The 16,143-nt window shown below is 66.7% G+C and carries 14 protein-coding genes; 10 read left to right on the top strand and 4 right to left on the bottom strand.

Features of this window, described 5'->3' with window-relative positions; genetic code table 11:
• Positions 1–1,005 (top strand): HNH endonuclease signature motif containing protein (locus tag B0G38_RS18345; protein ID WP_264670752.1); only part of this gene is annotated, 1,005 nt, incomplete at its 5' end.
• A 113-nt stretch (positions 1,006–1,118) separates the two neighbouring features.
• On the opposite strand, the gene B0G38_RS18340 is transcribed toward B0G38_RS18345, so the two are convergent.
• Positions 1,119–2,468: a GAF domain-containing protein gene (locus B0G38_RS18340; protein ID WP_264670751.1), complete on the bottom strand. Its 1,350-nt coding sequence runs from the start codon at positions 2,466–2,468 to the stop codon at positions 1,119–1,121.
• 179 nt (positions 2,469–2,647) lie between these two features.
• On the opposite strand from B0G38_RS18340, the gene B0G38_RS18335 reads away from it, so the two are divergent.
• Positions 2,648–4,438: an NAD(P)/FAD-dependent oxidoreductase gene (locus B0G38_RS18335; RefSeq protein ID WP_264670750.1), complete on the top strand. Its 1,791-nt coding sequence runs from the start codon at positions 2,648–2,650 to the stop codon at positions 4,436–4,438.
• A 96-nt stretch (positions 4,439–4,534) separates the two neighbouring features.
• Here B0G38_RS18335 and B0G38_RS18330 read toward each other — a convergent pair whose 3' ends face one another.
• Positions 4,535–5,875, bottom strand: a complete 1,341-nt coding sequence (locus B0G38_RS18330) for a 6-phospho-beta-glucosidase (RefSeq protein ID WP_264670749.1) — start codon at positions 5,873–5,875, stop codon at positions 4,535–4,537.
• Between the two features lie 68 nt (positions 5,876–5,943).
• Between B0G38_RS18330 and B0G38_RS18325 the strand changes: the two genes are divergently transcribed.
• The 7 genes from B0G38_RS18325 (at position 5,944) to tsaD (ending at position 11,771) form a co-directional block, all read left to right on the top strand.
• Positions 5,944–7,041, top strand: coding sequence for a carbohydrate kinase family protein (locus B0G38_RS18325; RefSeq protein ID WP_264670748.1), 1,098 nt, complete (start codon positions 5,944–5,946; stop codon positions 7,039–7,041).
• A 98-nt stretch (positions 7,042–7,139) separates the two neighbouring features.
• Entirely contained in the window at positions 7,140–8,402 is a 1,263-nt protein-coding gene (alr, locus tag B0G38_RS18320; RefSeq protein ID WP_264670760.1) for an alanine racemase, read from the top strand.
• A 23-nt stretch (positions 8,403–8,425) separates the two neighbouring features.
• Entirely contained in the window at positions 8,426–9,007 is a 582-nt protein-coding gene (gene tsaE, locus B0G38_RS18315; RefSeq protein WP_264670759.1) for a tRNA (adenosine(37)-N6)-threonylcarbamoyltransferase complex ATPase subunit type 1 TsaE, read from the top strand.
• 93 nt (positions 9,008–9,100) lie between these two features.
• Positions 9,101–9,469, top strand: coding sequence for a hypothetical protein (locus B0G38_RS18310; protein ID WP_264670747.1), 369 nt, complete (start codon positions 9,101–9,103; stop codon positions 9,467–9,469).
• A gap of 18 nt (positions 9,470–9,487) precedes the next feature.
• On the top strand, positions 9,488–10,156 hold the full coding sequence (gene tsaB / locus B0G38_RS18305; RefSeq protein ID WP_264670746.1) for a tRNA (adenosine(37)-N6)-threonylcarbamoyltransferase complex dimerization subunit type 1 TsaB: 669 nt from the start codon (positions 9,488–9,490) through the stop codon (positions 10,154–10,156).
• A 41-nt stretch (positions 10,157–10,197) separates the two neighbouring features.
• Entirely contained in the window at positions 10,198–10,707 is a 510-nt protein-coding gene (rimI, locus tag B0G38_RS18300; protein WP_264670758.1) for a ribosomal protein S18-alanine N-acetyltransferase, read from the top strand.
• Positions 10,704–11,771: a tRNA (adenosine(37)-N6)-threonylcarbamoyltransferase complex transferase subunit TsaD gene (gene tsaD, locus B0G38_RS18295; protein ID WP_264670745.1), complete on the top strand. Its 1,068-nt coding sequence runs from the start codon at positions 10,704–10,706 to the stop codon at positions 11,769–11,771. The genes rimI and tsaD overlap by 4 nt, the downstream gene beginning before the upstream one ends.
• Positions 11,772–11,862: 91 nt before the next feature.
• Here the strand turns inward: tsaD and B0G38_RS18290 are convergent, their stop codons facing one another.
• Positions 11,863–13,011, bottom strand: coding sequence for a glutamate--cysteine ligase (locus B0G38_RS18290; RefSeq protein WP_264670744.1), 1,149 nt, complete (start codon positions 13,009–13,011; stop codon positions 11,863–11,865).
• 124 nt (positions 13,012–13,135) lie between these two features.
• Between B0G38_RS18290 and B0G38_RS18285 the strand changes: the two genes are divergently transcribed.
• On the top strand, positions 13,136–14,773 hold the full coding sequence (locus tag B0G38_RS18285) for a glycoside hydrolase family 3 protein (RefSeq protein WP_264670743.1): 1,638 nt from the start codon (positions 13,136–13,138) through the stop codon (positions 14,771–14,773).
• A gap of 41 nt (positions 14,774–14,814) precedes the next feature.
• On the opposite strand, the gene B0G38_RS18280 is transcribed toward B0G38_RS18285, so the two are convergent.
• A complete protein-coding gene (locus B0G38_RS18280) occupies positions 14,815–16,077 on the bottom strand; it encodes a class I SAM-dependent methyltransferase (protein WP_264670742.1) in 1,263 nt (420 codons plus the stop codon).
• Positions 16,078–16,143: the final 66 nt, after the last annotated feature.

Here is a 16,143-nt window from a genome sequence, read left to right as displayed (position 1 = left end):
CGCGCGGGCGTGATCACCCGGCAGGGCGACACCCTGCCCGACGACGCGAAACCCGGCTTCGAAGAAGCCCTGCTGGGCGGGGCGCCGGATAAAACGCCGGGCGAGCTACGCTCCGCGGCGCGGAAACAGCGCGAGAAACTGAACCCGGAAACCATCACCGTGCGCCGCGAACGGCAGGAAAAGTGCCGCAGCGTGCACCTGGAACCGGCGGAGGACGGGATGGCGTTCCTCGGCGCGTACCTGCCCGTCGAGGAAGCGTACGCCGGGTACGACCGCCTCACCCAGGCCGCGCGGAGCCTGCAGACCAAGGCCGAGACCCGCACGCTGGGGCAGCTGCGCGCCGACGTGTTTATCGAGCTGCTCTTGAATGCGGGGATGGAGGCCGGGCCGGCGGCCGGGATCCGGCCCGAAGTCGCGCTCACCGTGCCGGTGTTCACGCTGATGGGCCTGGACGAGGAACCGGCCACCCTCGACGGGTACGGGCCGATCCCCGCCGACACCGCGCGCAAACTCTGCGAGGGCGCCACGTCGTTCTACCGGATCCTGACCCACCCCGAGACCGGGACCATCCTCTCCTACGGCAAAACCGTCTACCGCCCGCCGGCCGATCTGGCCCGCGCCGTCCGGCACCGCGATACCACCTGCACCGCGCCGGGCTGTCATGTCCCGGCGAAGGACTGCGACCTGGACCACACCATCGATTACCATGCGAACGGCGGCCGCGGCCGCACCGATTTCGGCAACCTCGGCCCGCGCTGCGGTTCGGACCACCGGCTCAAATCCCTCGCCGGCTGGAAAGTCACCCAGACCAGGCCCGGCGAGTACACCACCACCACGCCCGGGAACCAGACCTACACCACCAAACCCGGCGACACCGGTACCGGACCACCCACCTTCACCGACCGGATCCTCGACGCGCTGCCCGAAAACTTCCGTAAACGCCTCAAACGGAAGAAACCACCACCACCGGAACCCGACGACGAAGAAAAAGAGCCACCATTCTGACCAGCGCTGAAGCTCTGACGAGTGTCGCAGCGGCGGGGAATTGGCGCGGGACAGAATCTGCCAGCTGCTGTTCCGCGTGGACTCCTCATCGAAGCCTTTGGCGATCTTGCCGGTCAGCTGCGTAGGGTTCGGTCCAGTAGATCGATCCGGGCGCGGAAGGCGGAGCACCGTGGGTGCGAAGGGCCCAGCAGTTGTTCCAGAGCATCCACGGCGCCGGCATCGCCCGAGCCCATGTCCGTGGCCAGCCAACGGCTGATCAGTTCGGCGGAGCCGCTGGCGCGTACGGCGGCGCCGACGGCGAGGTTCAGTTCCTCGCGCAGGAGTTCCACGCAGAGCAGACTTGAGCGGGGCAGCAATGGCGCACTATAGGCATCGAGCGCCTCACGTACCTTGTCTTGGCGTAGCAGTTCCATCACCTGGCGGGCATCCGATCCCCGTTCCTTCAACCCGTTCAGCCGGTATGGTGACGAAGCGACGACAGCGCCAAGCGCACCACGGATGCGGTGCATTTCTATCCGGACCGTCGAGGGGGTGCCGGTGTCGCCGTAGAGCTCGAACGCGAGTTCGTCCGCGCTCCAGCCTTGGCGGCGGGAATCCAGCAGTGCCAGGATTTCGGCCCGGCGCAACGTCAGCGGAACCTGCGAGCCATCGGCCAGCACGGCGGCGGGCTTGTCGCCCAATAGTTCCAACCGCACACCCGCGGACGATCGCGCGGCGGCCGATCCACGGGAAGCCTTGCGGCGCTCCGGTGGGGCGGACGCGGTAGCCCGGGCGCCGCCGTCGTCCTTTGCCAGCAGTTCCTCGGCCACCCGGACGCCGCAGCGGACCATGCGCAGGCTGTCCGTAGTCAGCGTGTCCAGCGGGCCGGACACGTCGAGCACCCCGAGGATGTGGCCGGTGCGCGGGTCCCGGATCGGTGCGGCCGTGCATGCCCACTCGTGATGGGTGCGGACCAGGTGCTCGGCGGAGAACAGCTGCACTGGAGCGCCCGTGGTCAGGGCCTGGCTGATGGCATTGGTGCCGATGCCGGCCTCCGACCAGTCCGCGCCCTCGATGAACTCAAGTGAATCCGCCCTGCGCAGCACCGCCGGACTGCCGATCCGCCACAGCACTTCGCCGTGGGCGTCGGTGATGATGAGCAGATGGCGGCCGTCGGAACCTTCTTCGGCGAGCAGGTCTGTGAGCGCGGGCAGCGTTGTCTGGAGACGGTGGCCGCGGCGCAGGTCGGCGACGTCGGCCGGATCATGCAGGTGCCTGGGGCTGTACTGCTCCGGGTCGATTCCCAAGGCCATGGAACGTCGCCACGAGGCGACCAATCCGGACGGAATTTCGGGGCGGTGGACTCCGCCGATGACCTGCTCGTGCGCGGTGCGCAGCAGCCGGGCGTACTCGTGCGGCGCAGTGAAACGCAGCCCCGGTTCCAAGGCAGCACCCGTATTTGGATAGGGCGGGCTTGCAGGCAACCGTGGCTCCTTCCTTCGATGCCAGCCGGAGCGAACGGGGTACCGGCGGCCATGTAACGCCGTTGCAACCCCCGCGGGCTGACACTGGTGATGCCGATCACGTTCGCACCAGCATACGCGTACCGCCGAAGCTGCTGCGACACTCAGCGGATACGAGCAGTTGACACAAAGGAGTGGACATGGCGGAATCACGGAACGACGTCGCGCAGGCGTGGCTGGACAATCTGGACGAGGCGCTGCAGGCAGGAAATATCGACGGCGCGCTGGAGCTCTTCGACGACGAGTGCTTCTGGCGGGACTTTGTTTCCTTCACCTGGAACCTGAAGACCCTTGAAGGCAAGGCCGCGATCCGGGGGATGCTCGAAGCCAGGCTGGCCGACGTGCAGCCCTCCGGCTGGAAACTGGCCGAGGACGCTACCGGGGATGCGGCGACCACCGAGGCCTGGGTCAATTTTGAGACCGGTGCCGCGAGGGGCTGGGCGCATCTGCGGCTGCGCAACGGCAAATGCTGGACCCTGCTGACCACCATGCAGGAGCTCAAGGGGTTCGAGGAGAAAAAGGGGCCAAACCGGGACAAAGGCGTGGCACATCGCATCTCCAAGGGCCGCAAGTCCTGGCTGGAACTGAAGGAAGAGCAGGAGGCCAGGCTCGGCTACGAGGAGCAGCCTTACACCGTCATTGTCGGCGGCGGGCAGGGCGGGATCGGGCTGGCGGCGCGGCTGCGGCGGCTCGGCGTGCCCACCATCATTATCGAGAAGAACCAGCGGCCGGGGGACTCCTGGCGCAACCGGTACAAGTCCCTGCACCTGCACGATCCGGTCTGGTACGACCACCTCCCGTACATTAAGTTCCCGGATGACTGGCCCGTTTTCGCCGCCAAGGACAAGATCGGCGACTGGCTGGAGCACTACACCCGGATCATGGAGCTGAACTACTGGTCCGGCACCGAGTGCACCAAGGCCCGGTTCGATGAGGCCGCCGGCGAGTGGATCGTGGACGTCGTGCGGGACGGCGAACCGGTCACCTTGCGGCCGAAGCAGTTGGTCTTCGCGCTCGGCGTTTCCGGCTACCCGAGCATCCCCAAGTTCGACGGCGCGGACTCCTTCCTGGGCCAGCAGCACCACTCCTCCCAGCACCCGGGCGGCGGGGACTGGACCGGGAAGAAGGCCGTGGTCATCGGGTCCAACAACTCGGCGCATGATATCTCCGCCGACCTGTGGGAGCACGGCGCGGACGTCACGATGGTCCAGCGTTCCTCCACGCACATCTCCCGCAGCGAGTCCCTGATGGATCTGGGCCTGGGCGACCTGTACTCCGAAAAGGCGCTGGCCAACGGCGTGACCACGGAGAAGGCCGACATGCTTTTCGCCTCGCTGCCGTACCGGATCCTGCCGGACGCGCAGAAACCGGTCTACGAGAAGATGGCGGAACGCGACGCGGAGTTCTACTCCCAGCTTGAGGCCGCGGGCTTTGACCTGGACTTCGGCGAAGACGGTTCCGGCTTGTTTGTGAAGTACCTGCGGCGCGGCTCGGGCTACTACATCGATGTAGGTGCCTCCCAGCTGATCATCGACGGCCGGGTCAAGCTGGCCAACGGGCAGGTGGACAAGATCACCGGCAACGCCGTGGTGCTCGACGACGGCACGGAGCTGGAAGCGGACCTGATCGTCTACGCCACCGGCTTCGGCTCGATGAACGGTTGGCTGGCGGACCTGGTGTCGCCGGAAGTGGCCAGCCAGGTGGGCAAATGCTGGGGTTACGGCTCCGACACCCCGAAGGATCCGGGTCCGTGGGAGGGCGAACTGCGCAACATGTGGAAGCCCACCAACGTGGAGAACCTCTGGATCCACGGCGGCAACCTGCACCAGAGCCGGCACTACTCCACCTACCTGGCCCTCCAGCTCAAGGCCCGGATGGAGGGTCTGGAGACCCCGGTGTACGAACTGCAGGAGTCCCACCACGCGCGCTAGCCGGGCAACCTCCGTCCAGGGGAACCTGCTGCAAAAGCAATAAACAACGACGGCGGCCGGTCACCCAAATTCGCCAGGCGACCGGCCGCCGTCGTGCTATGCCCACTTGTAGCTGTGGGCCTGTTCGTAGGCCTCCAGCAACCGGTTCGCCACGTGGCCCGACAGGATCAACGGGTGAATCATGAAGGCCCGCAGGGCTGCATCCCGGTCTCCATGGGCTGCCTTGATGGTCTCCTGTTCCACCGCCTTCAGCTGGGCCATGAGGCCGGCCTGGTGAAGGGTCAGCGGCTGCCTCACCGGCAGCGGCCGGGCGCCGTCGGCCGTCACTTCCGAGGGCACCTCAACGACGGCGTCCTCGGGAAGCTGGGGAAGGGTGGAGCCGTTGCGGACGTTGAGAATCAGCTCGGTCCGTTCTCCGGAGAGCAATCCCCGCATGGTCTGGAGCGCTACCCGTTCATAACCGCCGCCGGTCACATCGCACTCATCCCGCGACCCGCCTTCGGGCCTTGCTTCTGCCAGATAGCCCTCTTCGCGTGACCGCCGGACAGCATCCCAGTCCTGGAACGGCGTCGGCGAAGAGTGCAGCTTGGCATAGAGCTCCTGCTGCTGATCATGGATGGACTCGCCGCGGGTCCTGGCTGCACCGGCCATGGCCAGCGTCGCTTCGCGCCGGAAGTAGTAGTAAAACAAGTACTCATTGGGAACGGATCCGAGTACCCGAAGCATCGGCGCGCCGAACACCCGGCCCTCTTCGAAGGAAGCCAGCGCCCGCTCATCGGACAGTAACTTGGGAAGCCGATCCTCGCCGTCGTAATTCAGGGCACGCAACCAGCCCAAGTGGTTCAGACCCACGTAATCGACGCCGGTTAACCGCCCCTCCTTGAGCGGGACTCCGACAGCCTGTGCCGCGCGCCTGACCAATGCGACAGGGGAGTCACAGATACCAATGACCTTTCGGCCGAGGATCTTCTGCAGTGCCTCGGTGACCATGCCCGCGGGATTGGTGAAGTTGATGAGCCACGCGTCCGGGCAGTGGACCTGCATTTGCCGGCCGATTTCCAGGACGGCGGGGATGGACCGAAGCGCATAGGCGATGCCGCCGGCGCCGGTTGTTTCCTGACCGAGAATGTTCAGCCGCGCAGCAACGCGTTCGTCGACGGTTCGGCCGGCAGTGCCGCCGGGTCGAATGGCGCAAAAAACCACATCCGCTCCGGTCAGAGCGTCCTGGAGGTTTTCGGTCAGCGTGAACCGGGGAGGCTGGGCGCCGTCGGGCAGGGGAAGATCGCCGAGTACGCGTGCGATGGCCTGAAGCCGGCTGCCGTCCGTATCCTGCAGCACCAGTTCATCTATGAGCCCCGCATAGGGTCCGGTGGAAAGCGCCCGGTAGACCAACGGCACCCGGAATCCTCCGCCGCCCAGAATTACCAGCTTGACCACAGCACCCCTTTGACGATTTGCCGGCTGGATCAAAAAGACAGCCAGCCCCCTGCTTGTATTGTGCCAGTATGACCAACATCCTCAACCAACCGCACGGATATGACCCCTTGGCGGCAAGCCGGACACCGGACAGCCCGGTTTTCGACCTGCTGCTGACGGGTCCGGTCTTCCTGGACATTATCTTCACCGGTCTGAGTTCCCTGCCGGAGCCTGGAGAGGAACTGTGGAGCGAGGGAATGGGGTCCTGTCCCGGCGGTGTGGCAAACCAGGCGATTGCCGCCAGCAGGCTGGGCTTGAACACCACACTGGCGGCGGCGTTCGGTGATGACGCGTACGGCGAGTTCAACCGCAACACCATCGGCGCGCAGGAATACGTTGACCTGTCCTTGTCGCGGAACTTCCCCGGATGGCATTCACCGGTCACGGTCTCCCTCTCCACCAGCAGGGACAGGTCGTTTGTTACGCATGGGCACGCTGCCCCGCTCAGCGCATCCGAACTGGTCGGCAACCCACCGCGGTGCAGGGCTGCCATCACGTCGCTGGCGCCGGAACTGGAACCGTGGGCACTGGCGGCTGCTGCCAACGGGACAAAACTCTTCGGCGATGTCGGCTGGGACCCCACCGGACAGTGGTCCGAGTCCACGCTGGCCAATCTCGAACGGTTCCACGCGTTCCTGCCGAACGACGCGGAGGCGATGCGCTACACGGGCACCGACGATCCATGGGCGGCACTGTATGCGCTCGCGGACCGGGTGCCGGTGGCCGTGGTGACCCTGGGCTCGCGCGGGGCCATCGCCATCGATTCGATCACGGGCGAAGAGGACTGGGTGCCGGCGCTGCCGGTGAAGGCCTACGATTCGACCGGCGCCGGAGACTGTTTCAGCGCGGCCTTCCTGATGGGCACGCTGGCCGGTTGGAAGCTTGCCGACCGCCTCGCGTTCGCCAACCTGTGTGCCGCTCTGTCCGTCCAGCAATTCGGCGGATCGCTGGCGGCGCCGGGCTGGGGCGATATAGCGGACTGGTGGCAACGGGTGAACGATGCGCGCGAGGGAGTTCGCGGGCAGTGGCTGCGCCGGTATGCCTTCCTGGAGAAGATCATCCCCGAGATTCCGCCGCTGGCCGTCCGCCGGGCCACCGCCACCGTGGCACGGCATTCGGACGTTTGAGACTGGCTTGATGGCGGCTTGAGGGCGGCCTGATAGCGGGCGTGAGCCGGATTCCGGGCTGCTGATGAAAGAATGAACGGGTGAGTTCTCCAGCAGGTATGAGTTATGACCGCCAGGCAGTGATTGACCTGGACGCCATCCGGGCCAACGTCCGGCACTTCCTCGAGATCGCCGCGCCAGCGCGGGTGATGGCCGTAGTGAAGGCGGACGGCTACGGGCACGGCGCCGTCGAGGTTGCCCGCGCGGCGTTGGAAGCCGGGGCAAGCTGGCTTGGCACCGCGCACATTTCCGAGGCGCTCAAACTGAGGTCGGCCGGCTTCGACGCGCCGATCCTGGCCTGGCTGCACACTCCCGACAGCGATTTCGACGCCGCCATCAACGACAACGTGGATCTGGGCATTTCCGGCTGGGAACTGGAATACGTTGCGGCGGCGGCCAAGCGGCAGGAACGGCCGGCACGCGTGCAGCTCAAGATCGATACCGGCCTGGGCCGCAACGGCTGCGCGCCTGCCCAATGGGAACCGCTGGTCAGCCGGGCCGTGGAGTTCCAGGAGGAAGGGCTGCTGCGCGTGGTCGGCGTCTTCTCCCACCTGGCCGTCGCCGACGAACCGCACCGGCCGGAAACGGATGAGCAGATTGACCGGTTCCGCGAGGCGGTGGCCGTGGCCGAGAACGCCGGCCTGGACCTTGAGGTGCGCCACCTGGCCAACACCCCCGGGACCCTGACCCGTCCGGATGCGCACTTCGACCTGGTTCGCGTTGGCCTTGGCTTGTACGGTCTTTCACCTTTCGAGGGGCAGGTGCCGGAGGACCTCAAACTCAGACCGGCGATGACCCTGCGCGCGCGGGTGGCCAACTGCAAACTCGTTCCCGAGCACCAGGGAGTTTCCTACGGCCTGCGCTACCACACCGAGGAACCGACAACCCTGGTCCTGGTGCCGATGGGCTACGGCGACGGCATTCCCCGCAGCGCCAACGGAGCCCAGGTTGCCATCGGCGGCAAGCGCTATGACGTGGTGGGCCGGGTTGCCATGGACCAGTTCGTGGTGGACCTGCGCACCTCCGAGGCCGAAGACCTTGTCGGCGCGGAAGTCATTCTGTTCGGACCCGGCGAGGATGTGCCGGGGGCAGAGGACTGGGCCGCGGCGGCCGGCACCATCAACTACGAGATCGTCACAAGGGTCAGCCCGCGGGTGCCCCGCGTCTACATCGGTCAGGACCTCGAGACCGGTGCGGCTGCCGGCATGGAGCCTTCCGTGGACTTCACCGAGAATTACGACGGCGCGAGCCACAACTTAGGGAATTACGACGGCGGGGCCACCGCCGCGGAGGGCGGCAACGGCGCGGGAGACCGCGAGTGACTGACCCCGAGGAACTGACGCCGATGTGGGAAGCGGAGTATTCGGTAGCCAGTGCGGAAGAAACCCAGGCCCTGGCTGCCCGGATCGGTGCACAGCTGCAGTCGGGTGATCTCATCGTCCTGACCGGGGAACTCGGCGCAGGCAAAACCACCTTTACCCAGGGGCTGGGCGAAGGCCTGGGCGTGCGCCCCGGCATCATCTCGCCCACCTTTGTGCTGGTGCGGGTCCACCCCAGCCTGGGAGACGGACCGGATCTGGTGCACGTGGACGCCTACCGGCTGGAGTCGGCCGGCGAGATTGACGACATTGACCTGGAAAACACGATGGACAGCGCCGTGACCGTGGTCGAATGGGGCCGCGACCGGGTGGAGCACCTGGCAGAAAGCCGGCTGGACATCACACTGGTCCGTGACACCGGAGCTGATCTGGCCGCAGGCGGAGTTGAAGCCGCCGTGGAAGCCTGCGGCAGCGGAGCCGAGACTGCCGCGGAGGCCGGCGGCAGCCCCGCCGTCGTACTTGATTTTGATGAACCGGACGACGCTGAAGACCGGCAGATCCGCATCACCGCGTACGGTCCGCGCTGGGCCTGCGTCAATCCTTTCTAGGAGCGGAATCGGGCCGGCGTTCACTTGGTGTGTACAAGGTCGCCTGACGGGGATTGCAGTCGGTGAAAAAGTCGATGAAGGGATCAGGAGCGCGTGGATGTCTCTGTGGGATTGGCGGGCATCGCGGCAGGCGCAGCGATGGCCATTGCTGGGTGGCGAGCCTACTCCGGCCGGTGGCGCCGGTGGCTGGCTTATGCCGGCCTGATCCCCGGCGTGCGCAGCTACCCCGGGCTTGGCCTGCTCTACGGTGGAATAAGTTTCCTGCTCGCGCCCGCGGCCGTCTGGACAGCTGAAGCCGGTGCACCGAAGGCAGCCGTGGCCGCGCTGGTCGTTCCCGTCCTTGCCGGAATGCTGATTTGGCTGCTGAGCCATGCGTGGCTTCCGCGCTTTATGCGCCCGGAATGGGTCCGGGCAACCGAACGGAACGAAGAGTTGTACGCACGGCATCAGGGCGACGGCTAAACCACGTAAAATGGTCTGGTGCTCATTCTCTCCATCGATACCTCCGCCATTGCCAGCGCGGCTCTCATCACCGGAGACGGAGAGACCCTGCAGGCCTTTGCCACCGAGGACACCCGGACCCACGCCGAAGTGCTGGCCCCCGGCATCCAGGAAATACTTACGACGGCGGACGTCACCGCCGCCGATATCGACGCCTTGGTCGTCGGCGTGGGTCCCGGGCCGTTCACCGGCCTTCGCTCCGGCATCGCTACCGCACGTTCGCTGGCGTTCGCCTGGAACAAGCCCCTGCACGGGGTGATGAGTCTGGACGCCATCGCCGTAGAGGCAGCACTGGATGCCTGGCGGCTGGGGATCGACGAGTTCATCGTGGCCACGGACGCGCGCCGCAAGGAAGTCTATTGGGCGCGGTACCGCAGTACCGGCGGCACCCCCGAACTACTGGACGGTCCGCACGTTGCTGCGCCGGCGGACGTGCCGGAGCTGCCGGCCTACGGCAAGGGCGCGGGCATCTATCCGGACCAGCTGCACGCCGTCGCGGACTTCAGCGGCACCCAGCCGACGGCCGAAGCGCTTGGCCGCACCGCCGTCGTCAAGCTGACACGGGGTTTGCCCCTGCTGGAAACCACGCCGCTGTACCTGCGTGAATCCGATGCGAAGGTCCCCGGACCGCGGAAGCGTGCGCTGTGAAGGCGGCGGACAAGGCCGTGCAACGCGGCAGCATCCGGCTGATGACCGAGGCCGATATTCCCGAGGTCGACGCCCTGGAGCAGAGCTTGTTTCCGATGGACGCCTGGCCCACCCAGATGTTTTTCGATGAGCTGTCCCAGCCCGAAACCCGTAGCTACTACGTCGCCGTCGACGCCGTGGGGACGGTGATCGCCTACGCAGGACTGATGTGCATCGAGCCGATCGCGGACGTGCAGACCATCGCCGTGGTGCCGGAGCGGGAAGGGCAAGGGATCGGCAGCCTGCTGCTGACCCGCCTGATCGAGGAGGCCGCGCGGCGCAAGGCCAAGGACGTGCTACTCGAGGTCCGGGCGGACAACCCGAGGGCGCAGCGGCTATACCAATGGTTCGGCTTCGAACAGATCCATCGCCGCCCCCGCTACTACCGCGACGGTGCCGACGCGCTGATCATGCGGCTGGAACTCGCTGGCTGGACCGGAGCGCCCGGCGAACGGCGTGAAGAGGACACAGACACGAGCACGAGCACAACGACCAGGGAGGAGACCCGATGAACCGCAGCGAACCGCTGGTGCTGGGCATCGAGTCCTCCTGCGACGAAACCGGTGTAGGCATAGTCCGCGGCGACAAGCTGCTGACCAACACCGTCTCCTCCTCGATGGAGGAGCACGTGCGTTTCGGCGGCGTGATTCCGGAGATTGCTTCGCGCGCCCATTTGGATGCATTTGTCCCCACGCTGCGCCAGGCGTTGGATGAAGCCGGTGTGACACTGGACGAGGTCGACGCTTTGGCCGTGACCTCCGGCCCGGGCCTGGCGGGCGCACTGATGGTGGGAGTCTGTGCGGCCAAGGCGCTCGCCGTCGCAACGGGCAAACCGCTCTACGCGATCAACCACCTGGTGGCGCATGTCGGCGTGGGGCTGCTGGACGGCGGGGAACTGCCCGAAAACCTCGGCGCGCTGCTGGTCTCCGGCGGGCACACGGAGATCCTTCGGGTGAAGTCCATTACCGACGACGTCGAACTGCTCGGCTCCACCATCGACGACGCAGCCGGCGAAGCCTACGACAAGGTGGCCCGGATCCTTGGACTCGGTTACCCGGGCGGGCCGGTGATCGACAGGCTGGCCAAGGAGGGCAACCCGAAGGCCATCCGGTTCCCGCGCGGTTTGAGCCAGCCCAAGTACATGGGCTCGGCCGAGCAGCCCGGGCGGCACCGCTACGACTGGTCCTTTTCCGGATTGAAGACCGCAGTGGCCCGTGCCGTGGAGCAGTTCGAGGCGGCCGGGCAGGACGTTCCGGTGGCCGACATCGCCGCGTCCTTCCAGGAAGCGGTGGTGGACGTCATCACCGCCAAGGCCGTGCTGGCCTGCACCGAGCACGGCATCACCAACCTGCTGCTCGGCGGGGGAGTGGCGGCCAATTCACGGCTCCGTGAGCTGACCGCGGAACGCTGTGCTGCCAACGGGATCGCGCTGCGGGTCCCGCCGATCAACCTCTGCACGGACAACGGCGCCATGGTCGCGGCACTCGGCTCGCAGATCATCATGGCCGGGGGAGAACCGTCCGGAATCTCCTTCGCCCCGCATTCCTCCATGCCGGTCACCAGCGTCCACCTTTAGCAACGCCTCCCTCAATCGAGGAAGCAGGCGGCGCCCTTCCCAGGTCTGGAAAGGGCGTTATCTGCTTCCTCGATTGAGCAGGCGGCGCTAGTTAGGCTTCGCCGCGCAGCTGCCGGACAACATCGAGCACGACGGCGCGCAGGTCGCCGTCGTTCTCTGCTGCAATCCGGCGCTGGCGCTGGTAGCCGGCGCCGCGCTCGATGATCTTCTCCACGTCCGCCAGTTCGTCGCTGCAGCCGAGCTTCTTCGCCACCGGTTCCAGCCGGTTGAGCACATCCTCGCGCAGGTGCTCGGTGACCAGCTTTTCCTTGCCGGCGCCGTCCAGGATGACAATCGCTTCCATGCCGTACCTGGCCGCGCGCCACTTGTTTTCCTGCACATGCCACGGCGGCATGGTGGGGATGGCCCAGCCGTCGTCGAGGACGGTCGAGAACTCGTCCACCAGGCACTGCGTCAGCGCGGCGATGGCGCCGACATCCTGCAGCGAGGACATACCGTCGCATATGCGCATCTCGATGGTGCCCAGCGCGGCGACCGGGCGGACGTCCCAGCGGATCTCGCTGAGCGTATCGATCACCCCGGTGTTGAACATGTCCTGCACATAGTCTTCGTAGTTCGCCCAGGCGGGGAACTGGAACGGCAGGCCGGCGGTAGGCAGCTGCTGGAACATCAGTGCCCGCTGCGAGGCGTAACCGGTATCCTCGCCGCCCCAGAAGGGGGAGGAAGCGGACAGTGCCTGGAAGTGCGGGAAGTAGTTGACCAGGCCGTCCAGCACGGGCAGGGCCTTGTCCCGGTGGTCCAGGCCCACGTGGACATGCACGCCGTAGATCACCATCTGCTGGCCCCACCACTGGGTCCGGTCGATCAGCTTGGCGTAACGCTCCTTGTCCGTGACCGGCTGCGAGCGCGGCGCCGCGAAGGGGTGGCTGCCGGCGCAGAAGAGCTCCACGCCCATCGGATCCGTCACATCGCGCACGGCGGTCAGGGCATCGCTAAGTTCGCCCTTGGCCTGCTCCACGGACGTGCAGATACCAGTGACCAGTTCCACCGTGTTCAGCAGCAGCTCCTGCTTGATGTGGGGGTGCTCGTCGTCGTCCTTCAGCTCGGGGTGGTTGGCGGCGACGTTGCGCAGCACCTCGGAGGCCGCGGACACCAGTTCGCCGCTCCGGCCGTCCACCAGCGCCAGTTCCCACTCGACACCGAGGGTGGACTGGGCGGATGATGCGAACTCGATATTCAAGCTGACTCCTGATCTGCTGCGCGGCTTGCCGGGGCGCTCCGAGTGCGCTCCGGCTGTGCTCCCGTCACGCGGCTTGCGGCGGAGAACCCAAGTCAGATTCTACGGCAGTGGTACCGTCAAAGACGTGAAAAAGTTCGGTTCCCGGCGCCTGGCGCTGGGTGTGTTGGCGGCCACGTCCGCACTCCTCATTTCCTCCTGTACCGCCCCCGCGCCCGAAGGCGGCAGTTCCGCGCCGCCGTCGTCCGTTGCCGCGCCCACCGAGCCGACCGCGCTTTCCTGGGGGCCCAACCAGGATCATTACGACGACGCCGCTGCCGCCGTCGAGGCGATGAGCCTCGAGGAAAAGGCCGGGCAGGTCATGGTGTCCTTCTACTCCGGAACCGATCCCGCACCGCAGTTGGCCGCGATTGAGGAACTGCATCTGGGCGGCAGCATCATTATGGGCGACAACGTCCCGCTGACTGCGGATGGCACGGTGGACGTGGCGGCGATGGCGCAGATCAACAAGGCGCTGCAGGACGCGATGTTCAACGCGCGGGACTGGCCCGGAATCATCTCGGTGGACCAGGAAGGCGGCATGGTGGCCCGGCTGGGCGCGCCGCTGACCGAGTGGCCCACACCGATGACCTACGGTGCCGCGGCGGATGAGGCTGTCTCGCGGGACTCCATGGCGGCAATGGCCACCGAACTGGCGGCGCTCGGCTTCACGATGGACCACGCGCCGGGGCTGGATCTGACGATCGGCCCGGCGGATCCGACCATCGGTGCCCGGTCTCTGGGCAGCGACCCGGAGCGGGCCTCGGCGCAGGCCCCGGCGCTGCTGGAGGGCTTTGAGAAGGCCGGGGTCATGCCCAGCGTGAAACACTTCCCGGGCCATGGCTCCGTGACCACCGATTCGCACCTGGCCCTGCCGGTGCAGGACGCCTCCGTGGCGGAACTGCAGGCACGGGACTGGAAGCCGTTCAAAGCGGCGATCGACGCCGGGGCACCGGTGATAATGATGGGCCACATTGCCGTCCCCGCGCTGGAACCCGGTGTTCCGTCGTCGCTGTCGGCACCGAGCTACCAGGCGCTGCGGGACCTGGGGTTTGAAGGCGTCATCATCACGGATGCACTGAACATGGGTGCGGTGGAGAACCAGTACCCGGGCGGCCAGGCTGCGCCGATGGCGCTCGCCGCCGGCGCCGACCTGCTGCTGATGCCCGCGGATCCTTATGCCGCACATGCCGCGATTCTTGCCGCGGTGGAGGACGGCACGCTGGCGGAGGAACGGCTGGACGAAGCCGCTACCCGGGTGGTCACCATGCAGCTGTGGCAGAAGTCCATCGCGCAGACGCCGTCGCTCGCGGAGATCGGAACCCACGCCGAAGACTCGCAGGAAGCCTCGGCCGCCGCGCTGACCGTTCTGACCGGACAGTGTGCGCGCGAGGATCAGCTGGACGGCTCGCTGACTATCCAGGGCGCAGACCCGGCGGCCAACCAGCGGCTGGCGGAGGCCGCCGAGGCGCGCGGGCTGACGGTGGGCTCGGGGCCCACGGTCACCCTGCTGGCCGGGCTCGAGAGCGGAACCGGAGACATTGTTGTTTCGCTGGACGCGCCCTGGGGGCTGGAGTTGTCCTCAGCCGAGGTGAAGGCCGCGCTCTATGGAGACACCCCGGCAGCGTTCGAGGCGCTCCTGGACTACCTGACCGGCGAGGCCAGCGCACCCGGCACCCTTCCGGTGGACGTCGGCGAACACGAAACCGGCGCCGGCTGCGGGTAACACCGGCAGAGGCAGGCGTCCGGCAGAGGCGAATCTCGGTGTTACGGCCGGGCGCTGCGGCTTCGGCTGCGGTGTCCGGCTGCCGGGATGGGCTCGACGACAATGGCCACCCGCTCCTCGCCCATGCGGGTCAGCACCAGGGTGGCCTTGTTCGGCCCCTTGCCAGAACCGGTGAGCAGGGTCTTGCGCAGTTCCTCCGGCGTGACCGAGGTGCCGCGCTTCTTGATCTCCAGCGTCCCGATCCTGCTGGCCTTCACCCATGCTTTGAGCTTCTTGACGTTGTAGGGGCGGACTTCCAGCACCTTGTACGCACGGGCAAACGGAGTTTCCAGCAGGTCCGGCGCGCAGATGTAGGCGATGTGCTCATCGAGCAGATGCCCGCCGAGCTGCCGCGCGACGTCGGCCACCAGCCCGGCACGGATCACCGCGCCGTCCGGTTCATACAGGTAGCCCTCGGCCGGTCCAACGGAAACATCCTGCTCCGAGGGCACGTAGCCGACGTCGCTGGTGAGCTCCGCCGAACCGCCGTTCGAGATGACCAGGGCCGCCCGACGGACACCGGGCCGGGCCAGGCTGTTGAACCACAAGGTCGCCTCGGTCACGTCGCCGTCCACCGAAACCCACTGGGCCTCGCAGTCTGCCGGCAATGCGTCATGCGGAATGCCCGGGCCCATTTTGACGCCGACCGGAAGTCCCTTGTCCGCCAGTTTTTCGACAAAGGACAGCGGCGGCGAGAAAGCTTCGGGATCGAACAAGCGGGTGGTGCCGGACGTCGTCGTCGTTCTTCTGGCCGGATCCAGCCAGACGCCGTCGACGCCGGTCAGGTCCACCTGCTCCGCATCGGCGTTAACAACGGTGGCGTTGGCCCAGGGCATGAGGTTGATAGTGGCCACCGCGGCCGTGGTCTCATCACGTTCGACGGCGGTGACCTTGCGTTCCAGTGTGGCCAAGGCCAGCGCATCAGCGCCGATCCCGCAGCCGAGGTCCGCAACGTGCTCCACACCGGCCTGGACGAACCGTTGGGCATGCAGCGCCGCGATGTTGAGCCGGGTCGCCTGTTCCAGGCCCGCCTTGGTGAACAGCATCTGCTCGGCGAACGGTCCAAATTTGGCAGTGGCCTTGGCCCGCAGTTTGGATTGGGTGAGCGCGGCCGCGACCAGTTCGGGGGAGTGGCCGGCCTTGCGCAGGTCCGTGCTGGTCTTGAGGCTGTCGGCTTCCGAATAAGGCTCCAGGGAGTTCAGCAACTCCCAGCCTTCCGGCGTGAGGATGGGAGCAATATTCTCGGCGGAGGTCTCGGATGCCATGCTTTCAAGCCTAGACCAGCGCGTGCCGTCAGCCCGACACGGGTAGTTCCGGCGCATCGCGTGGCA

It is taken from the genome of Crystallibacter permensis (assembly GCF_025960875.1).
Lineage (GTDB): Bacteria > Actinomycetota > Actinomycetes > Actinomycetales > Micrococcaceae > Crystallibacter > Crystallibacter permensis.
Note: the sequence above shows the minus strand (reverse complement) of the source record. Positions and strands in the feature narration are given on the sequence as shown.

Excerpts from the sequence above, each read along its gene's own strand:
- B0G38_RS18335 (WP_264670750.1), top strand. The coding sequence starts at position 2,648 with ATGGCGGAATCACGGAACGACGTCGCGCAGGCGTGGCTGGACAATCTG.
- B0G38_RS18325 (WP_264670748.1), top strand. The coding sequence starts at position 5,944 with ATGACCAACATCCTCAACCAACCGCACGGATATGACCCCTTGGCGGCA.
- alr (WP_264670760.1), top strand. The coding sequence starts at position 7,140 with ATGAGTTATGACCGCCAGGCAGTGATTGACCTGGACGCCATCCGGGCC.
- tsaE (WP_264670759.1), top strand. The coding sequence starts at position 8,426 with ATGTGGGAAGCGGAGTATTCGGTAGCCAGTGCGGAAGAAACCCAGGCC.
- rimI (WP_264670758.1), top strand. The coding sequence starts at position 10,198 with ATGACCGAGGCCGATATTCCCGAGGTCGACGCCCTGGAGCAGAGCTTG.
- tsaD (WP_264670745.1), top strand. The coding sequence starts at position 10,704 with ATGAACCGCAGCGAACCGCTGGTGCTGGGCATCGAGTCCTCCTGCGAC.
- B0G38_RS18280 (WP_264670742.1), bottom strand. The coding sequence starts at position 16,077 with ATGGCATCCGAGACCTCCGCCGAGAATATTGCTCCCATCCTCACGCCG.